At 31.8% G+C, this 24752-nt stretch carries 20 protein-coding genes and 1 pseudogene; 20 read left to right on the plus strand and 1 reads right to left on the minus strand.

The window, feature by feature from the left end; genetic code table 11:
- The first annotated feature begins 469 nt into the window (after positions 1 to 469).
- From LNQ49_RS16730 to LNQ49_RS16805, 16 genes are all read left to right on the plus strand, one after another.
- Positions 470 to 3622, plus strand: coding sequence for an RHS repeat domain-containing protein (locus LNQ49_RS16730; RefSeq protein WP_229990162.1), 3153 nt, complete (start codon positions 470 to 472; stop codon positions 3620 to 3622).
- A 13-nt stretch (positions 3623 to 3635) separates the two neighbouring features.
- A complete protein-coding gene (locus LNQ49_RS16735; protein ID WP_229990163.1) occupies positions 3636 to 7253 on the plus strand; it encodes a DUF6443 domain-containing protein in 3618 nt (1205 codons plus the stop codon).
- A complete protein-coding gene (locus tag LNQ49_RS16740; protein WP_229990164.1) occupies positions 7253 to 7906 on the plus strand; it encodes a hypothetical protein in 654 nt (217 codons plus the stop codon). The genes LNQ49_RS16735 and LNQ49_RS16740 overlap by 1 nt, the downstream gene beginning before the upstream one ends.
- Positions 7907 to 8200: 294 nt before the next feature.
- A complete protein-coding gene (locus LNQ49_RS16745; protein WP_229990165.1) occupies positions 8201 to 8443 on the plus strand; it encodes a hypothetical protein in 243 nt (80 codons plus the stop codon).
- Between the two features lie 173 nt (positions 8444 to 8616).
- Positions 8617 to 9369, plus strand: a complete 753-nt coding sequence (locus LNQ49_RS16750; protein ID WP_229990166.1) for an RHS repeat domain-containing protein — start codon at positions 8617 to 8619, stop codon at positions 9367 to 9369.
- 94 nt (positions 9370 to 9463) lie between these two features.
- Positions 9464 to 10021 carry a hypothetical protein gene (locus LNQ49_RS16755; protein WP_229990167.1) on the plus strand — a complete coding sequence of 186 codons (558 nt, stop codon included), beginning with the start codon at positions 9464 to 9466 and terminating at the stop codon, positions 10019 to 10021.
- 6 nt (positions 10022 to 10027) lie between these two features.
- Complete coding sequence (locus LNQ49_RS16760) at positions 10028 to 10471, plus strand: hypothetical protein (protein WP_229990168.1); 444 nt, start codon at positions 10028 to 10030, stop codon at positions 10469 to 10471.
- Between the two features lie 7 nt (positions 10472 to 10478).
- Entirely contained in the window at positions 10479 to 10658 is a 180-nt protein-coding gene (locus tag LNQ49_RS16765) for a hypothetical protein (protein ID WP_229990169.1), read from the plus strand.
- Between the two features lie 694 nt (positions 10659 to 11352).
- Entirely contained in the window at positions 11353 to 14622 is a 3270-nt protein-coding gene (locus LNQ49_RS16770; RefSeq protein WP_229990170.1) for an RHS repeat domain-containing protein, read from the plus strand.
- 13 nt (positions 14623 to 14635) lie between these two features.
- The gene (locus tag LNQ49_RS16775) at positions 14636 to 18277 is read left to right on the plus strand and encodes a DUF6443 domain-containing protein (protein ID WP_229990171.1); all 3642 of its coding nucleotides are present in this window, start codon (positions 14636 to 14638) and stop codon (positions 18275 to 18277) included.
- Positions 18255 to 18839: a leucine-rich repeat domain-containing protein gene (locus LNQ49_RS16780; protein ID WP_229990172.1), complete on the plus strand. Its 585-nt coding sequence runs from the start codon at positions 18255 to 18257 to the stop codon at positions 18837 to 18839. The genes LNQ49_RS16775 and LNQ49_RS16780 overlap by 23 nt, the downstream gene beginning before the upstream one ends.
- A 516-nt stretch (positions 18840 to 19355) precedes the next feature.
- Positions 19356 to 20174 carry an RHS repeat-associated core domain-containing protein gene (locus LNQ49_RS16785; protein ID WP_229991347.1) on the plus strand — a complete coding sequence of 273 codons (819 nt, stop codon included), beginning with the start codon at positions 19356 to 19358 and terminating at the stop codon, positions 20172 to 20174.
- Positions 20175 to 20333: 159 nt separating this feature from the next.
- Positions 20334 to 20813, plus strand: a complete 480-nt coding sequence (locus tag LNQ49_RS16790; RefSeq protein ID WP_229990173.1) for a hypothetical protein — start codon at positions 20334 to 20336, stop codon at positions 20811 to 20813.
- A 64-nt stretch (positions 20814 to 20877) separates the two neighbouring features.
- On the plus strand, positions 20878 to 21234 hold the full coding sequence (locus LNQ49_RS16795; protein ID WP_229990174.1) for a hypothetical protein: 357 nt from the start codon (positions 20878 to 20880) through the stop codon (positions 21232 to 21234).
- An 11-nt stretch (positions 21235 to 21245) separates the two neighbouring features.
- Positions 21246 to 21449 (plus strand): hypothetical protein, encoded by a 204-nt coding sequence (locus tag LNQ49_RS16800; protein ID WP_229990175.1) that lies wholly within the window; start codon positions 21246 to 21248, stop codon positions 21447 to 21449.
- 26 nt (positions 21450 to 21475) lie between these two features.
- Entirely contained in the window at positions 21476 to 21646 is a 171-nt protein-coding gene (locus LNQ49_RS16805) for a hypothetical protein (RefSeq protein ID WP_229990176.1), read from the plus strand.
- Positions 21647 to 21894: 248 nt separating this feature from the next.
- On the opposite strand, the gene LNQ49_RS16810 is transcribed toward LNQ49_RS16805, so the two are convergent.
- On the minus strand, positions 21895 to 22170 hold the full coding sequence (locus LNQ49_RS16810; protein WP_229990177.1) for a helix-turn-helix domain-containing protein: 276 nt from the start codon (positions 22168 to 22170) through the stop codon (positions 21895 to 21897).
- A gap of 68 nt (positions 22171 to 22238) precedes the next feature.
- Between LNQ49_RS16810 and LNQ49_RS16815 the strand changes: the two genes are divergently transcribed.
- The 4 genes and pseudogenes from LNQ49_RS16815 (at position 22239) to LNQ49_RS16825 (ending at position 24742) form a co-directional block, all read left to right on the plus strand.
- A complete protein-coding gene (locus LNQ49_RS16815) occupies positions 22239 to 22685 on the plus strand; it encodes a hypothetical protein (protein ID WP_229990178.1) in 447 nt (148 codons plus the stop codon).
- Between the two features lie 133 nt (positions 22686 to 22818).
- Positions 22819 to 22923 (plus strand): annotated as a pseudogene (locus tag LNQ49_RS23365) (IS1 family transposase); the annotation flags it as partial.
- A gap of 660 nt (positions 22924 to 23583) precedes the next feature.
- Positions 23584 to 24153: a Crp/Fnr family transcriptional regulator gene (locus tag LNQ49_RS16820; protein ID WP_229990179.1), complete on the plus strand. Its 570-nt coding sequence runs from the start codon at positions 23584 to 23586 to the stop codon at positions 24151 to 24153.
- Positions 24154 to 24217: 64 nt separating this feature from the next.
- A complete protein-coding gene (locus tag LNQ49_RS16825; RefSeq protein ID WP_229990180.1) occupies positions 24218 to 24742 on the plus strand; it encodes a heme-binding protein in 525 nt (174 codons plus the stop codon).
- Positions 24743 to 24752: the final 10 nt, after the last annotated feature.

Raw genomic sequence — 24752 nt, forward strand, 5'->3', positions numbered from 1 at the left:
CATTTTGAAGAATGTGGAGATTGGAGTAGGTAATTATATAGTGTTTACGGATTATTTAAAATGGAATAATTAATAAATAAACTGCTCAATGCTTTTAAAGCAAGAAAAAGATTATTTTTTTTATTTTTTTTTATTGCTAAAAAATATCTTTTAATTGTTTTTAAATCAAACAACTGGCATTGATTTTATTTAGATTAAATATAAATAGTTTTAAAAAAATGAAATCTAATTTTTGTTTCCCAAGAAGAAATGACTATTATTGTGCATTAAAAAACTTGTTAAAAAGCTTATGTTAAACGTTTTTTAATATAAAAAATGTTAATTATAACTGTGTTTTGATTTAATAGATATTTCTGTTTATCAAGAAAAAAATAAAAAAAAAGAATATAATAAATAAACATTTTTATTGTCTATTCTTTATCTCAGGTAAGTCACAAAATAATTTATCAATCTTTCAATTCAAATCGATATGAAGTATATTTACTTTTTATTTTTATTCAATGTATCTATAATTTTTTCTCAAGATGGTCCTCCTCAGAGATTCCCTCCTCAGATTATGTCGCCTAGTCCAACTCCATCCGCATTAGGTAAATTTGTAGATCAGCCTGTTAGTCTTTATACAGGTATTCCAAGTATTCAAATACCTCTTTGGGAAATAAAATTAAACGATTTTACATTGCCTATTGAATTGAAATACCATTCAGGAGGAATTAAAGTCCAAGAAGCAGCATCTAATGTCGGTCTAGGTTGGGCTCTAAATGCAGGAGGTGTAATTACTAGAGCAGTAAAGGGAAATGTTCCTGACGATTTTGCAAAATTAAGCCAAGAATATTATCATCATGCTAATGATTTCGATGAATTCCCAACAATTGGAAGATTTTGGACAGGGAAATATGAAGTTTTAAAAAACATGAATATGGATAGTCCCGATAATCAGTACTTAGATAACCAATTAGGATTGGCAATGAGAAATGATCCAAGTTTTCCTTATACATTTACTGGGTCAAATGACCTTGAACCTGATGTTTTCTATTATAGTTTTGGTAATAAATCTGGAAAATTTGTATTTGATGTAAATGGAGGTAATCAAAGTATTGAATTGATTCCACATGAAGATATTCGTATTACTCATAAATTAGATGCTAAAGGAGAGATTATTGCTTTTACTATTATTGATGAGGATGGGACAGAATATTTTTTTGATACTGTTGAAAGAGTTCAGGAAAATCAATTTGCCCAAACTTTTGATCCTGCTACAATAATTAGAATACTAAAATATAATTCTAGTTGGTACTTGTCAAAAATAAAAACTAAAAATAAACAAGAAGTAAATTTTGAATATGCTGATGAACAAGTTTATATTTGGCAAGAAACAGGAGCTTCAAAAACGCAGCAATTTATTGATATAGATCCAGATGATGGGTGGCCGAGCGGAAAAGTTTATGATGTTTATACTTATAGTATTTCTGCTACAAAATCAGATAATGCTAAACGACTAACAAGAATAATTACGGATAATGAAATTATAGATTTTAATGCAATTGCAAGGTTAGATGTGTCATTAATGGGGGGATTGACAAATCCTCAAAAAGCAATATCTTCAATTGTTGTTAATAATAAATTTTCTCAATTAATAAAAAAATATGATCTAGGATTCGATTACTTTGTTAGTTCTCGAGTTGGAGTGGAAACCCCAGATTCATCAGATTTTTATAGATTAAAACTAAATCATGTAAAAGAACATTATACGCCTTCAGCAAATAAAACATATAGTTTTGAATATAGTAATATAGCATTGCCTAATAAAAGATCGCCACGACAAGATTTTTGGGGATATTTTAATAATAATAATGCAAAAGAATTTACACCTAGTAATGAGGGGCGAGGAATGATACCTCAAATTTATGTATACCCTTCTCTAATTGGGAATAATAAATATCAGCTTAACCCTTTATGTTATCCCTACAATTTTACAGATAATTATGTAGAACCAGGAGCAAATAGAAATGCTAACCCTATTTATGCCCAGGCAGGAATATTGACAAGTATAACATATCCTACAGGTGGGAGAGCAGAATATACGTATGAATCAAATGACTTTTTATATAGTGGATGTTTGCAGAAAGGCGGTGGATTACGAATAAATAATATTAAAACTTTTGAAAAAGGAAATTTTTCAAATCCTCTTACAGTTAAAAATTATAGCTATTTGAATGAAGATGGTACATCAAGTGGTAAAGTCACGGCAATGCCAATCTTTACCAATATTCTCAAACGTTTGACAACAGCTTTTTTTAATTATAAAAATATTTCCAGCGTTAGCCAATCTAAGCTTGGGACAACTAATGGAAGTTATGTGGGGTATAAAAGAGTAACAGAAAGTGTAAGTGGTCTCGGAAAAACTGTTTATGAGTATAGTGCTCCAGGGATGCTTGGTGATGGTGATGATACTGAATACGGACTTTATAAACCAACTAAAATAACATGGATTAGTCCTTCTGAATCACTAGTTCCATTGCCTTCAGGATATGTGGCTCTTAAAAACTATTATGTTCAAAATCATTTATTCCCTAATAATTACCCTTTTCCTGAAAACCCAGACTATGATTGGAATCGAGGAAAAATAAAAAAAGAAAGTTATTTTGATGAACTAGGAAATATAAGAAAAGAGAAAATATATAACTACGCAACATATACTAAACCCAACAAAACAAATAAAGTTTTTGGTTTAAGTTATAATAATCTTATTCCTAATGTTAAGGGTAAATATCTTTTTCATTATTATGTGGGATTAGTAAGTAAGTACAGTTTAATCACAAACAAAGCAAATATTCTCGAATCAGTTGAAACTAAAGATTATGAAAGCCCTAGTACATATGTTACTACTACTGAAAAATACAAATATAATAGTGCTTATCATAAAAAAATGATGCAAAATATTTCATATGACTCATCAAATAAAGAATTAAGAACTGAATATCAATATACTGCGGATTTGTTGTTGCCTCCGCACTTATTAGATAAACAAAAACCTTATATGGAAGAATTGTATGATCTAAATTATTTAGCTCCCATAACGACAAAAAAATTTGTTGCGAATCAAAAAGTTTCAGAAGAAGAAGTAGCTTATGGTCAATTTAATTTGGGATCATATTTGCCTAAAGCTATATTTTCTACTAAAGGAGCTGCAAGTATTAACTTATTTAATACAAATGACAGGAAAATTGAATTTATAAAATACGATACATATGGTAATGTTCAGGAATATAAACTAGAAAATGGAGTTCCTGTTTCAATAATATGGGGATACAATAATTCACAACCCATTGCTAAAATAGAAAATGCTTCTTATCTTCTAATTGCAATTGCTTTAGGTAAAACAACTGGAATTGTGAATAATTATAATGAGACCAATCTGAACATTATAAATAGTTTGCGTGTCTATTTGCCAGATGCAATGGTAACGACATATACTTATAAACCGCTTGTTGGAATAACTAGTATTACTGACCCTAAAGGAGATACTATAACATATACATATGATGAATTTGGAAGACTCGAATTTGTAAAAGATAAAGACAATAAAATACTCACTGAGAGCCAATACAATTACAAACAATAAACCCAAAAGGATCATGAAAAAAATAATCAAATTGCTTTTGGTATTGTTTCCAGGTTTAATTATTAGCCAGACACAAACTGAGAATTATGTCAAAAATATTACTTATAAAGTACCAAGTTCTACTAAGATAATAACGCCAACAGCTGCTCAGGCTTTACAAGAGATAACTTATTTGGATGGATTAGGTAGGCCAATACAACAAATTTTGGGTCAACAATCGGCCTCAGGAAAGGATATAATTACACATATTAAATATGATAGTTTTGGAAGACAGGTTGAAGAATATTTACCATTTAAATCCTCAAATAATAATATGACATTTGATCCAGCTGCTGAGGTAAATGTTTTGGCTTATTATAAAAACCCTACTATTTCTGTAAACGGAAATCCTTCACAAGAGGCTACTACAAATCCTTTTAGTAAAAAAGAATTGGAGGCTTCGTCTATAGGACGGATACTGAAACAGGCAGCCCCGGGAAATGATTGGAGATTAGGTTCAGGGCATGAGATAAAAATGAATTATCAAAGCAATGTCGCTAACGAGGTTAAATTTTTAGAGGCAAGTACAAATTGGGATGCTGTGTCAGGATTATACACTATTTCATTTGTAAATAAAGGTTATTATGTGGAAAACCAACTATACAAAACTATTATATATGATGAAAATACCGCTGCTATGCCAGTTGAGAGTAATGGATCAACTGTAGAATTTAAAAATAAGCAAGGACAGGTTGTTCTTAAAAGAAGCTATGGGACTGTAGGAGTTAATAGTTCAAACGAAAAACACGATACCTATTATGTGTATGATATTTATGGAAACTTAACTTATGTAATCCCACCCAAGGGGTCAGATTTGATTAGTTCTACTTCAGTAGTGGCAACGCAAGCTGATCTCACTTCAGAAGTTATACTGACTTCTTCAAGCACTCCTTTGCATTTAGTAGCTACTAATTCAATTCGATTATTACCAGGTTTTCATGCTCAGAGTGGAAGTACTTTTAGTGCTGCTATTGATGCTAACCAAGCAGTTTTAGATAATTTATGTTATCAGTACAAATATGATAATCGAAATCGTTTGGTAGAAAAAAAATTGCCAGGCAAGCAATGGGAGTTTATAGTATATGATAAATTAGACAGACCTGTAGCTTCAGGCCCTGCAAATTCACCTTTTTCAGATGTTGATTCTGTTGGATGGTTAATAATGAAATATGATATTTTTAATCGTCCTGTTTATAATGGTTGGATGTCTTCAACTGCAGCTACTGCAATTGGGAGGATAGCATTACAGGCAGCACAAAACAATGCAGTACTTAATTTAATTAGCGAAAGTAAACAAGAATCAGGAACTATAGATGGTATTGCAGCATATTATAGCAATATTGTTGAACCTACTAATTTTAAGCTTTTAATGGTGAATTATTATGATAATTATGTTTTTCCAAGTTCACCAGCAATTCCAATACCAACGAGTTTAGAAGGGCAAAATGTTTTAACGACTACTCAAGTAAAAGGGATGGAAACGGCTTCTTGGGTAAGAGTGCTTAATACTAGTACCTCAATAACAGGAGAAACAACTGCCATTTTTTACGATGCTAAAGCAAGGCCAATTCGTAATTATTCACAAAATTATTTGGGTGGTTATGTCTATACTGATTGTAACTTAGATCCTTTTTCAGGACAGTTACAGTATACCATAACAAGACACAAAAGAGTTAGTGGTGATCCGGAATTAAAAACAAAAGAAGCGTTCACCTATTCAGCCCAAGACCGTTTGCTTACACATACCCATCAGATTAATGATGGAACAATTGAACTTATTACAAATAATACTTATGATGAACTTGGACAATTAATTTCTAAAAAAGTAGGAAATAATATCCAAAATATAAATTACAGTTATAATATTAGAGGTTGGTTGAAAGAGATTAACAATGTAGCCACTCTTAATCAGGGAGCTGACCCTAAAGATTTATTTGCCTTTAAGCTGGATTACAATACGGTACCAACAGGTGTCCCAGGAGTATTACCTTTATACAATGGGAATATCTCGGAAACATCATGGAAGTCAAATTTAGATGTGACAAGTCGTGGGTATGGGTATAAATACGATGGCTTAAACCGTCTTAAAACAGCCATTTTTCAAAAAAATAATGCTGTGACTAATACTTATAATGAATCCTTATTTTATGATAAAAATGGTAATATAATGGGGTTATCCCGTTATGGATCTTCAGATACTACTCCAACATTAATAGATGATTTGGTTTACAGTTATGGCAATGCAAATAAAACTAACCAACTTATGAAAGTGGCTGATAGCAGCAATAAAGCCGTTGGTTTTGTTGATGGCTCTAATACAGGAGATGATTACAGTTACGATGCCAATGGAAATATGATTAGTGATGCCAATAAAAACATTACAGCTATTACTTATAATCATTTGAACTTACCAACTCTTATCACTTTTGGTTCTACTGGGAACATTGCCTATACTTATAATGCAACAGGACAAAAAGTGCTAAAAATTGTAACTAGTGGAACTAATAAAACGAGTACTGATTATGTTAATGGATATCAATATGAGAATAACATACTTCAGTTCTTCCCTCAATCGGAAGGGTATGTAAATAACAATTCAGGAACTTTTGAGTATATTTACCAGTATAAAGATCATTTAGGGAATGTACGCTTGAGTTATGATAAAAACCTGAGTATTGTTGATGAAAACAATTATTACCCGTTTGGTTTGAAACAAATAGGATATAACAATAATATTAGTTCTTTAGGTAATGCAGCTGCTAAAAAGTATAAGTACAACGGGAAAGAACTGCAAGACGAGAATATTGGCGGGAATCAGCTGAATTTGTATGACTATGGTGCACGTAATTATGACCCTGCAATTGGTCGTTGGATGAATATTGACCCGTTGGCAGAAAATTCTCGTAGATGGACACCATATAATTATGCTTATAATAATCCAATATTTTTTATTGATCCAGATGGAATGCAAGCAGATGATTGGAAAACGGATGCAAATGGGAATATGGTTTTTGATGCTAATCTTACTAAAGAAAATGCATCGACTCAATTAAAAGCAGGAGAATCTTATGTGGGTAGTTCGTTCATTGCAAAAGACCAAAATGAAAACATCTATTCTTTCAACAGTGATGGAAGTGTCGATGCTTCACAAGCTACAGAATTTATGTTTAAAGCCAGTGGTATAGATACTAGTTCAATGATACAAGTTGAATCATCGGTTAGTGTTGGAAAAGGTGTAGATGTTGCCCAACCTCAAATGGGAAATATTTTACTAAGTATCACTGCTACAACAGCTACTGCGGATGCTTTAACACCTGACCCTTCTGATGTAGCCGCTATTCCAAAAGGTATTGGATATGGAATTGCAGCAACAGCAGCACTCATAACAGGTATTATATTAGAAAAATCTGATGTAGTGATGTCATTTGCACAAAGAGGAAGTAATAATGGGAAGTTACAAGATGATGAATTGGAATCAATTACTGCTAGAAAAGCGGCTGGTACAGCTAGTAGTTCTGACCTTCAAAAATTAAAAAAACATGAAAAAAATACAGGAGCACGAAATTCAAGACAAAGTAAAGATAAGAAATAATGAATTTTAAATTAAAAAGTATCGAAAGCCTTCCTTTTATAGAAGCAAATAATATTATTAACGAGCTATGTAATGATAGAATAAAGTTTTCTAAAGATGATATTGAGTTTGTTTTAAATCTTAATGAAAAAGAATTAATAGGAACTTTCTTTTCAGAATATTCCTTATTTGAATATGAAGATTTTCTTTATATTGAAAAATTTATTAATTCTAATTTAGATAATTCTAATTTAGATTTTCTTTCTGATTTGATTTATTTCGCTACCGATTTTGGACTCGACATAAATTATAAAAAAATATTAGAATTTCTTTTAATCGACGAAATTGATAATGACTTTTTAGTTTTAGCTTGTTTACAATATTTGAATGCAAACATTAAATTTATATATGTTGAAACAATTGTAAAAAATCTTGAAGTCATCAGAAATAATACTATATATCATCAGAATGAACAGTTATTAGCTAGTTTAATATTGTTTAGAATAACACATCAAACAAATTATTTAGATTTTATAATTGAATTAGTAAATTATGATGCTACTAACTTAGAGTTTCTAAATAACACTTTAAAAGACAAATCGTATGATTCTACGTATTTTAATCTTCCAAAAATTTTGAAGAATATTTTATCTGATAACGCAAATTTGTTGTAATCTGTGCTCGCAGAGAGAATCAAAAAAGCCACTTCATTATAGAGTGGCTTTTGCTTTTATATGCTAATTATATAAGATTTAAACAAAATTTTAGCTTTGTTTTCTATATCCGATTGCTCAGATTTGTAATCTGCAGATATAATGAGAATAAAAATTCTATTCTAAATCAGCAGAAAGTAATTTAAAGTTTTCTGATAAAGGTGTCGAAACCAAAAACTTTAATTTGATGGCTGGGTTTAACGCAGGAGTTACAGGAGGAAATTCAATAATTTTATATAATTCTAAAAATAAAAAATGATGATTGTGAAATATAGCTTGTTGATTTTATTGATTTTGACGTTTAATTCTTGTATGAAAGTTGATTGTGATCGTTTAGCAGAAGCAATGAGGAAAGATGATTTTTTGATTGTTGTTTATGATATGCCAAATACTGGTTCTTACAGGTTTGATGTTAGTGGTATTAATCCTGTAACAGGTAAAAAAAAGAATGTAAATCAAGCAATGGATGGGACGAATATAATAATCGCATTTCCATAGGAGACACAATAATTAAAAGAAAAGGAGAATTGATTTTTAATATCCATAAGAAAGATACAGTTTTATCTATTACTTGGGATTGTGAAGAGAAAATTTATAAATAAAGTAGCATAGTCCGATGGTGTAGATTTAAATATTTACACACAAAAGGAATCAAACAAAACTGATGACTGATGAAAGTGGCTGATAGCAGCAATAAAGTAGTTGGTTTTGTTGATGGCTCTAATACAGGAGATGATTACAGTTACGATGCCAATGGAAATATGATTAGTGATGCCAATAAAAACATTACAGCTATTACTTATAATCATTTGAACTTACCAACTCTTATCACTTTTGGTTCTATTAGAAACATTGCCTATACTTATAATACAACAGGACAAAAAGTGCTAAAAATTGTAACTAGTGGAACTAATAAAACGAGTACTGATTATGTAAATGGGTATCAATATGAGAATAACATACTTCAGTTCTTCTCTCAATCGGAAGGCTATGTAAATAACAATTCGGGAACTTTTGAGTATATTTACCAGTATAAAGATCATTTAGGGAATGTATGCTTGAGTTATGATAAAAACCTGAGCATTGTTGAGGAAAACAATTATTATCCGTTTGGTTTAAAACAAATTGGTTATAATAATGGTACTCCTTCAACTAATGATGCTTTAAAGTATAAATATAATGGTAAGGAATTGCAAGATGAGAATATTGGAGGCACTCAACTTAATTTGTATGACTATGGAGCGAGAAATTATGACCCTGCAATTGGTCATTGGATGAATATTGACCCGTTAGCAGAAAATTCTCGTAGATGGACGCCATATAATTATGCATATAATAATCCAATGTTTTTTATTGATCCAGATGGAATGATGGCAGAGCAGTCTTTAGATGGGATGATGGCTGACCCCTCCAATTGGAGTTGATGCAGAAAATGGAGCTCTTCATACAGATAGTAGTGGTAGTTGGAAATAAGAAAAAACGACAACTACTTGGAAAGGTCTAAATGGCGCAAAGGATATGGGGAATACTATTGAATTAAATGAAGTAGTAATTGAAGGAAATAAAAATACTTATGTTCCATCAGGTGAATATGGACCTACAATGCAGTTATGGGGTGATGATAATAAATTTATGAATGGTTTAAGTAATACCACATTTGGGGTTATTGCTACAATTACTGCCGTTTCAGCAATTCCAGAAACTTTTGGAGCTTCAGGATTGGCATTACCTTTGACTATAGGACAAATTTCAATAGGAATCAGTCAGATGGCTGACTCTTTTAATGATAAGCCTAGTGATGTTCTTCATAAATATGCTTCTATTCCTGGTCTTATAGCTGGTCAAAGTGGTAATAAATATGCCCCTTTAATTGATGTTGCTTCGGTTTGGGCCGTAGGAAGTGTTAGTTCTCCTAAGCTTTTAGGGAACTATAAAGGTACTCTTAATGCTTTTGGTGAATTATCTAGAGGGCAAAATGTTTTATTTAATGGGATTTCAATCTATAGTACTTATGGTACTCTTAATAGTGGGGTTTCTAGTGGGGTTTCAATTTATAAAGATTTTACAAAGGAATAAAAGGTTATGATGTTTAAAAGGAATAAAAAATATTTATTATATAGAGTTTTAGTGTCCCATCTTTTTATTTTATTAATTGCTATTGGTGGAAATTTGACATGTAATAATGTTTTACCGATATGGAGTATATTTGTTGTTGTTCCGAATTTGATTCTTACTTTTTTTAAAAATTTAAGGGGTATAGAAATTAAAGATGACTGCATAATATTAATTTTTAATAAGTATTTCTTTAAAGAGCATATAGAAGTATATGAATATAAGGATTTAAAATTTACTTATGGAAATGAATTTGAAGGAGCAAATTCAATAAGTTTGAAATTTAGGATATATAAAAAAGATTGCAATAAGAGTATAATTAGCATCGGTGGTATTATTGATGGATGGTATAAAGAACAAATGGATGAAATAATAGAAGAATTAGAAAAAAAGAGGATCGAAGTAATTTTATAATATAAAAATGGAAAAAAAGAAAAGATTAAAAGTTTTAGGTGTAAGCTTAATGGTTGGAGTCATTTGGTCAGTTTATTTATTATATAGTAAAAGAGGTGGGTACATTGCGGGTAGTGATTGGTTTGCAATTGGGGTTGTTTGTTTATTATCGATAGGTCTTTTTTTTTATTTCAAAAAAAAATGGTAGTATTCGAAAGTTAGTAATATGGGATTGTATGTTTTTGGATAATGCAAAGTAGGATCATAAACGTTATAGTGTAGATTTTAAATCTGTGTTCTTAAAAGAGAATCAAACACAAAACCACTTCGTAATGGAGTGGTTTTGTTGTTTATTGTAATTTTCTAAAAAAACTTTAAATTTTTGTAGAGAATGATAATTATTATGTTTTTTTTGGTGAAAAATCTTATAATAAATATAAGAAATTCTCTGTAAAATAATTAAATAGTTGTTGTTTTTGTTGAAAAGTATCTCTAATATTGCAAATTAGGTTTTTGCTTACAAAAAAAAACAATATTTTGTCATAATTAATTCAAAAAATGAAAAATAACTACTTATTACTTCTATTTATTTGTTCTTCTCTAATACTACCTCAAACTGTTCTTTTGAGAAAAATGTAAAATTCAGTAAAGTTTACTCATAATTTTCAAATAACGTGTACTGACACAATAAGATAGGGTGTAAACATAAGAGAAATTACAGCCGAAATACTTGCTGTTTATAACATTTAATATTACTAACAGTATCGTTACTATTAATTATGTCGTATTAAATGAAATCTATATTGCAAAAAAATAAGCTTAAATACAATGGGTTTAGAATGTAATATATAAAACTAAAAATACTTTCAAATATAAAACTAACCCCTCCTTTTTAAATATTAATGAAAACAAAATTCATAATTCTTTTTTTGTTATTTGTCATTTCAAGTAATAATTTTTTTGCTCAAAACGTATTGCAGGTTAAACCTCCTTCTGCCGAGGTTGCTTCATTAGGGAAGTATATTGACCAGCCTGTTTCTTTAAGTTCAGGTATTGTAGACATTAGTGTTCCTATTTATAATTTTAAAGAAGGGCAATTAGAAATTCCGATTTCACTATCCTATTATTCTGGGGGAATAAAAGTAGAAGAAACAGCTTCTAAAGTAGGGTTGGGTTGGAATCTAAATGCTGGTGGGGTAGTTTCCCGAACAATAAAACAATTGCCTGACGATTCTCCAACTGGTTATATGTATACCAATCATACCGTGAATGAGTTTCGCATTGGAATTCAGAATGCTCAGTTTACTAATGAGTATGTTAATTCTATGAGTAATAGAGATTATGAGCCAGATACTTTTTCATTTAGTTTTCTGAATTATAGTGGTCGTTTTCATTATAACAAAAGTAGTCAATCCTTTATGCAGATCCCATTTAGTAATGTTAAAATCACTCCTATTTTTGATACTAACAAAAATATTACTTCATGGATTTTTACAGATGAAAAAGGAATTAAATATTATTTTGGAAATACAAATGATAGTGATAACAGGACTCAAGTAGAAAGACAGTTTAATTCTATCAGCTACAATTATAATAGTGAAGTGGGGATTACAGGTCAAAATAGTAATTCAGATTATATTTCATCGTGGTTTTTAATGAAAATAGAGAGTCCTAAGAAAGATATTGTGAATTTTTACTATCAGGAAAGTGATTTCTATGATGAAATAATTAAAACAGAAAGCAGTATTTTTAAATGTTATGATAACAACTCTACGGATTTAAATCACAGAGATGAAAATTATCTAGAAAGGAGAATTAAAGATACTTATCTAAATAAAATTACTTCAAAATCTCAGGAGGTTATTTTTGAAAATAAAAAAGAAGAGCGATTAGACATCCCAAAAACAAAAGCCTTAGGAAGTATTTCTATTAAAAATGGCACCACATTATTAAAAAAATACAACCTTAATTATGACTATTTTATTTCTCAAGATACTAAGTACAATTGGGTATTAGGCAATCGTTCAAGTAGTATTTACCGACTAAAATTAAATACAATTCAAGAAGAAAATGCATTGGAACAAAAGTTGCCAGCTTATAAGTTTTTTTATAATACAACCGATTTACCAAATAAAACCTCATATGCTCAGGACGCATGGGGGTATTATAACGGTGAGACCAATAATACTTCTCTAATTCCTAAAATTCTCTACTATGGGTTGGGTTTTGAAGTGACAGTCGGATCAGCAATACGAGCTCTAAATGAATCATATGCAAAAGCAGGGATATTAACTAAAATGGAATACCCAACTGGAGGAAGTAGAGAATTTTTTTATGAAAGTAATGAAGTTGGACTTATCGTAGACAAACCCGATAATAATTCATTTACGGAAATCCAAATAAGAAATGAAGGATTCCTGCCTGACCCAGAAGATCTGAGTTCTGATTTAGGAGAAAACCCTACTGCAGAATTAAAAGAATTCTATTCAAAAGAATTCACAGTTAAAGGTAGAGTCAGTGATTTTAATATAAACTTAAATGTTGAAGGTGTCCCTGATGACTATTTATATACAACTAAAGCTCATTTTACTTTTAGTATTCGTGGAGTTACTGATCCTAAGTACTATATAGGATTAGGCAGTAGACATTCAAAATTACAAATACCAGATGGTGTATATAAAATTGAAGCAAGAAGGCAAAGTTATCCGCGTTCAACATATGGTTTTGTTGTAACCATGGCTTGGAATGAAAAAAATACAGAAAAAGAAAAAGTAGGAGGATTGAGGATTAAAAGGATTATCACATCTGATGCAAAAGGAAATGATTTAATTAAAGAATTTGATTACAACAGGTTCTCAACAAAGATGTCAAGTGGATATTGTATCAATTATCCTTTTTTTATAGAACGAAATTATTTTTTGGATTTTTCAAATAGCTATAAGCTTTCGAGCCAATCTCAACTTCCAGCCGTTAATCTTAGTAAAAGTGTTGTAGCCTATGAAAATGTTACTGAATTGGACATAGATGCGACTAATAAAGCTAATAATGGTAAAATAGAGTACACTTATTTAGCGAATTTCGTACACGATGAGCCTTGGAATAGTGCAGTTGGAAATGGTAAGATGATTGACAAAAGGGATAAATATGTAGGATGGAAAGTTGGAAATTTATTACAAGTAGATACTTATGCTAAAAAGGATACTATTTTTAAAATAATTGAAAGTAAAATAAATGAACATGAAACTTTTGGGCCTTCTATTATTCCAGACTTTGGGGTAATGTCAGAAGTTAGAAATTATGGACATAATAATACTCCAGGAGTTGCATACCTTATATATTCTTCTGGTTCACAATGGTTCAGGCCAACATTTTCAAAAAGCATTAGTTATTTTAACGAAAATACTCCACTAGAGACTATAGAAACGTACACTTATAATAACAATCCATTATTGCCTTCACAAGTCAATAAGACCAATAGTAAAGGGGAAGAAATCATAAGCAAAACATTTTATCCAGATGATATTATTAGCTCTACTACGTTAACACCTCCATTAAATTCGGGAGAATTACAGATTATTAATAAATTAAAATCAAATGACCAACATCAATTAACACAGACAATTCAAGAAGAATCTACAATCAAAAAAGATGGGGTAATCTCCAAAATAGCAACAAATAGAATAGTATTTGATGATTGGGGTGATAATTTAATAGCTCCTAAAATGGTAATGTCTGCCAAAGGAGATGGAATTCTTGAAAGAAAAATTAAATATGATTTAATTGATAAAACAAGTGGTAATCTTCAGCAATATACCCCAGAAGGAGGTACTTCAGTTTGCTACATTTGGGGCTATAATAAAACCCAACCTATTGCCAAAATAGAGAATATCAGTTATGCAAACATTCCAGCAGGTTTGATTACAACTGCACAAGATGCTTCAAACACAGGAATAGAAACAGCATTAATAGATGCTTTAAATGCCTTACGCATAGCATTACCTAATGCAATGGTTACAACCTATACTTATATCCCACTAGTTGGAGTAAGCACTATTACAGATCCAAAAGGAGATACAATCACTTATAGCTATGACAACTTTGGAAGATTGCAATTTGTAAAAGACAAAAACAAAAATATCCTTTCAGAAAACCAATACCATTATAAACAATAAGCCAAAAATGATTATGAAAAAAATTACAGCCCTACTTTTGGTTTTGTTTCCTATAATAATGATTGGACAAACTCAAAGTGAGAATTACATAAAATCAGTAACCTATAAAGTCGCTACCCAAACAGCTATTGCAGCTCCCACGATTAATCAGGCCAATCAGAATATTACTTATTTTGATGGCTTAGGAAGACCAATTCAACAAATTAGCTATCAGGCATCCGCAACAGGAAAAGATATTGTAATCCCTACAGAATATGATGGTTTTGGAAGACAACTAAAAGAATACCTTCCTTTTGCTTCTGGACAAAATAATTCAAATTATATTGCTCCTTCAACTTTAATTCCTGATTTAGTACAGCAGTATAAGACCAAATATGGCGCAGTAAATGCGAACCCTTATAGCGAAAAACAAGTAGAGGCATCCCCTTTAAATCGAGTGCTACAACAAGCGGCTCCAGGAAACGATTGGGCATTGGCTAATAATCATACCGTCAAAATGGATTATCAGGCCAATAGTGATACAGATCAAGTCCTGTTATTTATTGCTAACACTACTTGGAAAGAGTCTTTAGGCTTATATGATATAAGTTTGAGTAAAGCAAATGGAACAGGATTTTATCCAGCCAATGAGCTTTATAAAACAATTACCTATGATGAGAACACAACAGCTTCACTAGTTGAAGCTAACGGTTCTACTGTAGAATTTAAAAATAAAGAAGGACAAGTAGTTCTAAAAAGGACTTATGATGCAGGAGCAAAACACGATACTTATTATGTGTATGATCAATATGGTAATTTAACCTATGTAATTCCCCCTAAAGCCTCAGATCTTATAAATGTATCCAATAGTCCATATGACACTAGCTCTAAAGCTACTGTAGCTTCAGGAACTACATTAGATTTAACAGCAACCAATTCAATTACATTGTTACCTGGATTTAATGCTGTAAAAGGAAGTACTTTTTCGGCAAGAATAGAGTCTGGAAGTCTAGCAATTTTAAATGATTTATGTTACCAATACAAATACGATTATCGCAATCGATTGGTTGAGAAAAAACTACCAGGCAAGCAATGGGAGTTTATAGTATATGATAAATTAGACAGACCTGTAGCTACAGGTCCTTCAAATTCTCCTTTCACAGATTTAAGCACAACGGGTTGGTTAATTACCAAATACGATGCTTTTAGTCGTCCTGTTTATACGGGCTGGATGACAGAAACTGCAGCTACAGACACTGGTAGAAAAGCATTACAAGATGCTCAAAATAATGCAACAGTTTTATTCGAAACCAAACAAGCAACAGGAACCATAGATGGTATTGCAGCTTATTATAGTAATATTGTTGCCCCTACTAGCTTCAAGCTTCTTACTGTAAACTATTATGATGATTATACTTTTCCAAGTACACCTGCTATAACAATACCTACAAGCGTAGAAGGACAAAACACTTTAGCGGCTTCACAGTTAAAAACAGTAAGTACCGCTTCATGGATAAGAGTTGCTACCTTGAGTACCGCAACACTGGGGGAAACAACAGCTGTTTTTTACGATGCCAAAGCAAGACCAATTCGTAATTATACTCAAAATTATTTGGGAGGTTATGCCTATACTGATAGTAATTTAAATCCTTTTTCAGGACAGTTACAGTACACCATAACAAGACACAAAAGAGTTAGTGGTGATCCGGAATTAAAAACGAAAGAGGCCTATACTTATTCAGCCCAAGACCGTTTGCTTACACATACCCATCAGATTAATGATGGAGCTATTGAACTTATTGCGGCCAATACTTATGATGAATTAGGTCAGTTGGAAATAAAAAAGGTAGGAAACACCACCACAGCTCCAACTCAAAAAATAGATTTTACTTATAACATCAGAGGATGGTTAACAGGAATAAATAATATGTCTTCACTTACTCAAGCTGGAGATCCTAAAGATTTATTTGCCTTTAAGCTAGATTACAATACAGTACCAACAGGAGTCCCTGGAGTATTACCGTTATACAATGGGAATATCTCGGAAACATCATGGAAGTCAAATTCAGATTCAGGTACAACAACTCGTGGGTATGGTTATAAATACGATAATCTAAACCGTCTTAAGACAGCCGTTTTCCAAAAAAATAATGCTGTGACTAATACCTATAATGAATCGTTATCTTATGATAAAAATGGTAATATAATGGGGTTATCCCGTAACGGATCTTCAGATACTACTCCAACATTAATAGATGATTTGGTTTACAGTTATGGCAATGCAAATAAAACTAACCAACTTATGAAAGTGGCAGATAGCAGCAATAAAGCCGTTGGTTTTGTTGATGGCTCTAATACAGGAGATGATTACAGTTACGATGCCAATGGAAATATGATTAGTGATGCCAATAAAAACATTACAGCTATTACTTATAATCATCTGAATTTACCAATTCTTATCACTTTTGGTTCTACTGGAAACATTGCCTATACTTATAATGCAACAGGACAAAAAGTGCTGAAAATTGTAACTAGTGGAACTAATAAAACGAGTACTGATTATGTTAATGGATATCAATATGAGAATAACATACTTCAGTTCTTCCCTCAATCAGAGGGCTATGTAAATAACAATTCGGGAACTTTTGAGTATATTTACCAGTATAAAGATCATTTAGGGAATGTACGCTTGAGTTATGATAAAAACCTGAGTATTGTTGACGAAAATAATTATTACCCGTTTGGATTAAAACAAATGGGATATAACGATGTCATTAGTTCTTTAGGTAATGCAGTTGCTAAAAAGTATAAGTACAACAACAAAGAGCTCCAAGACGAGCTGGGGCTTAACTTCTACGACTATGGTGCACGTAATTACGACCCTGCACTTGGACGTTGGATGAACATTGACCCGTTAGCGGAGCAATTATATAGTAATACGCCTTACAATTATGTTAGCAATAATCCATTGAATTTTATTGACCCTGATGGACGTTCTGGAATTGGAACACTTGATGAGAAAAACAAAACGGTTACAATTAGCTCAACTATGTATTTTTACGGTGGCGGAGCGAGTAAGCAACAAGCTACTGATACAGCTACAAATATTCAGAAGCTTTGGAATGCCGCAGGAGGAACGATGGATATTGATGGAGTTACATATTCCGTACAATTTGCAATATCAGGCGAATATGTTAGCGAACAAGACGCAACAGATATGGCAAAGAACAATGGAAGTGATGCAGAAAATAATTTTGTCCGCGTAGAAGACGGTTCGCAATTGAGTTTTAAATCTTCTTTTTACGATACCCCAGGTAATTCAGGGTACTTTATAGGAAGCGAGTTAAACAATGGCTCTACTGATGGTCACGAGTTCGGACACGGTTTAGGTTGGTACGAAGCGGGCGAGGCCGACGGCGGTAGACATGATGCGACAGTCGACAGCGGTGTTCCTGGCATCATGTCGCCAAGAGGAACACCAGTTTCTGACCAATACGGTTACGGTGGACAACCAGCGGGACAGAAAACCATGAGTCCATATAGACGTGGCGTACTAGCTTCGGATATTACGAAACTTAATATTGATACAAAAACTCTGAAATCTTCTGGAACGGTAAACGTTGGAACGGCAACAAATAACATATATAATGCAAATGGTACAGTTAAGACACCTTAAGTTAATTTCAATATTGATTATTTTACTATCTATTTCGTCTTGCGCAACTGCGCAGAAAATAGACGATGAGACAAAAGGTAAAATTGAGGAAGCTAAAAAAACTAATGAATTAAAAATTCAGAATAGAAATCGCTACAAGGAAATTCCAAATGAAATTTTCGAGTTACGTGGCCTTCAAATTTTGTCTTTTTCGGGTTCGGAATGTGATATTAAACCATGTACAAATATTTCAAGAATCCCTGCCAAAATTCGGAATCTAAAGAGTCTTAGACAGCTCAATCTAGTTATGAATGATTTAAAATCATTGCCCGTAGAAATGAACAGCTTAAAACTGGAAAGTCTTGATTTGTCAAACAATTTTGATATAGATATTTCCAATCTCGATATAAAATCATTAAAGATTTTAAATTTAAATGATTGTAATCTGAATAGTTTGCCAAAGGGTATTTGGAACATGAAAAAATTAACCGTTTTGGGCATTGAAGGGAATGATAATATTCCAGAAGAGCAAATAACTCGGCTTAAGAAAGAAATGCCAAATTGTGTTATTTACACGAAGTAGTTATTTGATGATTAACTCAGATGGCTCGGATATATTGCCAACGATAGCGGTTTTGCAAACCGTGTTCCCCCGCTAGTCCGAACAATTAGTAGCCATTAGGCTAGTGCGAGTGTCACACTCGTACCCACAACAATAAGCAAACAAACCAAGAACCACTCCATTTTTAAGAGTGGTTTCTTTAGTTTAAATAGTGAGTTTATGTAAAAAAACAATGATTTTTTTTGTACCAAAACAGCTAGTTATTCAGTATGAGTCTCACGTATTTGTTATAGAGCCTCAGAACTCCCCCTGCTGGCGCGAGCATCTTGCTCGTGAGCTCATGTATGTCTCTTCTTAAAAAAAGTTTACATATTTCAAATACAAATACAATAGTTTGCAGTATTTTCCAACAGCTGAGGGTATGTAAACAACACTCCTGTAAATGGTACCAACAGTTATAATTATGTATTTAATTATACGGATCATTTAGGAAATGTTCGCCTTAGCTACAAAAAAAATGCTCAAAACGTTCTTGAAATTCTTGAAGAGAATAATTATTACCCGTTTGGATTAAAACATGAGGGATATAATACCGATAATAAACAACAAAATTATAAGTATAAATACAACGGGAAAGAACTGCAAGACGAGAGTATTGGTGGGAATCAGCTTAATGTTTATGATTATGGATTTAGATTATACGACCCAGCAATTGGAAGAATGCAAAATCCTGACCCTTTAGCAGAATTAGCTTATGAATTAACACCAAATCGCTATTGTTTTAATAATCCTGTAAATTTTATAGACCCAAGTGGATTATGGGAAATTACTGCAGGAGGAGGATATACCACAAATAAAGAAGAAGATATAAAACGGTTTATGTCTTACTTGGGATTTGAAAATAATGCTTTGAATAATTCCCCTACATTTGAGCAACAAAGTACTTTTATCGATGGTGAGATGTCTGTAGGAGGACAAGGCAAATTAAGTGATGGTTCAACTTTAGCGGATGAATTCTCAGTAACAACATATAAACAAGATGATGGAGGAATTAAAGGTTATGCCGATGAAAAGTCATTTGGTAATTTTTGGCATGGAGTTCAAAAAAATCTAACTCCAAATGGTTTAGACACAAGAACCGTTGGGCACAATATTTTTTGGCTAACCTATCCTGGTCCATTGAATCCAAAGACTTATGCTGGTGATGATGATTATTCATATGTTCCTAATAGAGTTGAGGAATATTCTGCACTTGCTCATGATTTAGGATATGATAGATTAAATATTAGAGGTGGCGGGGGGGTACTGCTAAAAGTGCGAGTGTTGCAGATTATAAATTTGTTACACAAGAATTAGCTATAGCTCTATCTCCAGCTTTCAGTCTAAGGAGTAGATTTTCAGCAGGTGTAGTGGGTGTCGGCTTAGGGCTTGCCGCTCTGCCAAAAACAGTATTAGACACTAGAAGTAACGAAAGTATGAATATGCAAACTAATGCAACAATAATGGGACATTAAAATGAATAAAATAAAAAGAAAATTGTATTTACTATTTTTAATAGTGATATGCATAAATTGTGATGGTACTTTAGGTGGTTTTAATAATTTGAGTTTTCCAGTCCCAAAGAAAAAACTAGAAGTTGCTTTTGATAGCCTATATTCTAATTATCCTGAGTATAAAATCCCAGCCAAGTATCAAAATTTTAATAATTGGTCAAAAAGGGGATATGATTTCTTAGATAGTCGCATATTTTATTTCAGCCAATCACCAGAGGAGATGTATTATATTTCATTTGTTGGGGATGAACAAAACCTTAAGGATACCACCCATATAGATATTGCTATCCGTGCGGTTTTTGCTGGAAATAAAAAAAAATGGCTTAAACAAGAAGATTTTACTAAAGAAGAAGAAAATAGAATTCAAGAAAGATTTAAAACAGAAATAATTTCTAAACTTGAAAAATATACTAATAATGATGCTAAAGATTTAGGTAATTAAAAATGCCCAATAGCTTAGATTTGCAATCTGTAACGTCAAAGAGAATCAAAAAGCTGGAGATAATATGACTACAACAGGATTTGCCAGTGCAGCTGTCGGGGCAATAGTCACAACTCCAGTAGGTGGTGAGGGAGCTGCTCCAGGTTTAGCTGTTGCTGGAGCAGGCGAGATAGTTAGTTTAGTAGGTACTGTAATAGAAGGCGCGGCTAATCTAATATCTGGTGATTATAATAAAGCAGCAGAAGGAGGTGCTACCTATGCCACAGGAGAATTGGTTGGTATCGCTATAGATAAAGTAATACCTAGTCCAAATCCAAGTGTGGCATCTGAAGTTACTGCACTCTTTCAAATTGGACAAAAAGTTACTAAAAACATTACAGCAGATAAGGCTAAAGAAGTAATAAAAAAGGTTAATAATTAAATTATGTAATGATGGATTATAAGAATTTACTTTACGGTATTTTGTTTGGGATATTGACTTTTGGATACTATAAAATCCATAAATGGTGGCTAGAAAGTCGAGATAAAAATCCTATTTTTTATAAGCGTGACACTACTATTGGAACATTTAAAAACTGGGTTATTATAATTATGTTAGCAGTAACATCGCTTGTATTCTTTTTCAAATCACTTTAGTATCTAGATTTAATAAAATAAAAAAAATGAATTTTCAAGAATTTAATAGCTATTTAGCACCTGTTGGGTTAATTTTAGCAGGTATAATTATAAAACTTTCTAATAACAATGAACTTTTCGGTTCTTTTAAAAAAAGATGGTATGTCTTTTTGATGTTAGGTTTTGTTTTGCTTATGATTAAAATTTTAAATCTATAGGTAGTACTATGCGATAGAATACGTTTGTAATTTGAGGGTAGTGGGTAGTGTTTTAGATTAGGCATTTTTATAAAATGGTAATGTATCTAATATGTTCGTTGGTGGTTAATAATTCTACCTAAATATTTACAGATAACCCCGCTAGCGCAGATTTGCAATCTGTGCCTGTAAAAAGAGTCAATAAAGCACTTCAATAACGGAGTGGCTTTTGTCTTTATATGCTAATTATATAAGATTTAAACAAAATTTCAATTTTGCTTCCTGTATTCTGAAGGTGTCATATTTGTATATCGTTTGAAGTAACGGCAGAATAGTGAAATATCAGAAAAGTTAAGTAAATCGGTGATTTCTTGGATGCTAGTATCTGTGGTTTTGAGAATAGATTTAGCGTGAGTAATAACAGCTTCGGTTATCCATTCTGATATAGATTTTCCCGTTTGTTTACGGATAGCAGTTGTTAAATATTTTGGAGTCAAATTCATTTTGTCTGCATAGAAGGAGATGTTTCCCCAGATAGTCCACATCAACATATATGGGAACCAAGTAAAACAGGTGGAACACCACAAAGATCAAAAATACCAACAAAAATACCATGGCAATAAAAAAGATTAGAATTACTGGAAAATCAGATGAAAATATTCTGACAATAAAACTAAAAGACATATTAGAATGTATTGATCATCCATCAATTTATAAATGGAATTTACTGTGGATTGAAGCAATAGGAACATATGAAGAATCAATTTTGGAATTTGAAGCAAAGATTAATGACTCAAATAATGGTATTCAATTTGAATTTGATGAATTGATTAAATTGTCTAATTCAATGGATCAAATTATAGAACTGACTTTGATAGCAGATTTAGAAAGTGAAAAGTTAATAAGGTACGACACAGATGACAAGATGTACAAAAATTGTAAATATGTAATGGAATTGATAGATTCTTCTTTTTGGGAATTCACAAGTTCGGATTCTAAAGTTCTAGAAATTATCAAACAAAAATTCGATGGCGTATCAGATGTTGAATATTTTGGGTAGTGTTTCAAAGTTAGTGATATGAGATTTAATATTTCTAACGTATTGAAATAGAATGAATATCAGCAAAAAATAATTTAAAGATGAGCAGTAATGCTCATCTTTTTTGTTTTAATATTGTCTTAAATGAGCTAAAATGATTAAAAATCCGACAAGGTGTTCCAGAGTTAGTGATGTTATAAATTGTCCGAAATGTAAAGAACAAAAGGTTATTAAAAATGGGAGAACAAAAAACAATAAATAGCAGTACTATTGTAAAATGTGCTGTCCCTGCTAGCGCGAGCATCTTGCTCGTGAGCTCATGTATGTCTCTTCTTTAAAAAAAAAGTTTACATATTTCAAATACAATAGTTTACATTTTTTTTCCGACTGCAGAGAGATACGTAAATAATACCCTTGCTGGCGCGAGCGTCCCGCTCGTGAAGACAAAGAGCATCGACAAAGAATAGAAAAGAAAACTCCCAATTGCTCGGATATATAGACAGTGATTGCGCGTAAATTCTTTCCGTACCCACAAAGAGAATCGATTAAAATAAACCAAGACGAGATGGAGCTTAACATGACAGCGATGGAATTTCGCCAATATGATAACGCTTTAGGTAGGTTTTAATTCTGTTGATGTTTTAAGTGAAAAATTCCCAACCGTATCTGCTTATTCTTTTGCTGTTAACACTCCAATATTATTAAATAACACAAGTGGCAAGGATTGCTCAATTTCAGCTAAAACTGATGAAAATACTTATTACATTAAATACTATTGGAGTTATTTTGCTTATTTTTGAAGGGGAAATATATTTATAAAAACCAAATTCGAATACTTTGTAATACGTGTAATTTGTGCCTAATAGTTTGTTTTTATTAATAGTGCGATATTTTAGGCGAGATAAATACTATAAGATTTATGTATTCAACTCTTGAAAAATTCATAAAAAGTAAAATAGCAGTAGATGACAAAACATTAAAAAAGATTTGTTCATGCTTTGAGTTAATAAAGACAAACAGAAACGAAATTCTTTTGAATTATGACCAAGTATCTAAGCATTATTATTTTGTAAATAAAGGCTGTGTTCGTTTGTTTACCATTTCTAAAGGAGGAAATGAAAGTTCAAGATTTTTTGCTTTTGAAGGTAGTTTTGTTACAGCTTTACCAAGTTTTATTGATCAGCAACCTGCTGAAGAGTATTTACAAACGATTCAGAAATCAGAATTGCTTTGTATTTCAAGAATTGATTTTTATAACTTGGTCAATGAGATACCACAATTTACAAAGATATATACAGAAATTTTGGAACTTGGGTTTATAATGGCTCAAAAAAGAATTTACGGATTTCAAGGTTTTGATGCTTTAGATAAAGTAAAATGGGTTATTAAGTATCAACCAGAATTATTGGTTAATGTATCCAATAAAATGTTAGCTTCTTATTTAGGAATGTCACCTTCTACTTTGAGCAGAATAAAATTGAAATTATAAAACGTTGACATAGGGCAACGTTTTTAAAGAGTATAGCGATTAGATTTGCCGTAACAAATTTTATATGAAAACGATATTTTTATTTCTCATACTAATTTCAACTATATGCTTTGGTCAAAACAAAGGTGAAGCAAAAAAAACACAATCATCAGTAAATAATTATATTAAGACTGTTGATAATTTAACTTTGGAAGCTGCATTTGAGTTAGCAAAGCATGTTACTGAATCTGCGACTTCATTAAATAAAAAAGTTTCTATAGCAATACTTGATGCTTCAGGAGCAATTATTTTACTTACTCGTGCTAATGGGGTTGGACCACATAATACAGAAGCTGCAAGAAGAAAGGCTTATACAGCTTTATCTACAAAAAATGCGACACTTTCATTGTTAAGAAACGCAGAAAGTAATCCGGATACAAAAAATTTAAATACGCTACCAGAATTGTTACTTTTAAGTGGAGGTGTTCCAATTTGGTATCAAGGTAACATAATCGGCAGTGTTGGAGTGGCAGGAGGAGGAAGTCCAGAAAATGATGATTTGATAGCTAGGGCAGCTGAAATTGCAGAAATTGGAATAACAACAAAATAATTATAACTTT

The organism is Flavobacterium pisciphilum (genome assembly GCF_020905345.1).
GTDB lineage: Bacteria > Bacteroidota > Bacteroidia > Flavobacteriales > Flavobacteriaceae > Flavobacterium > Flavobacterium pisciphilum.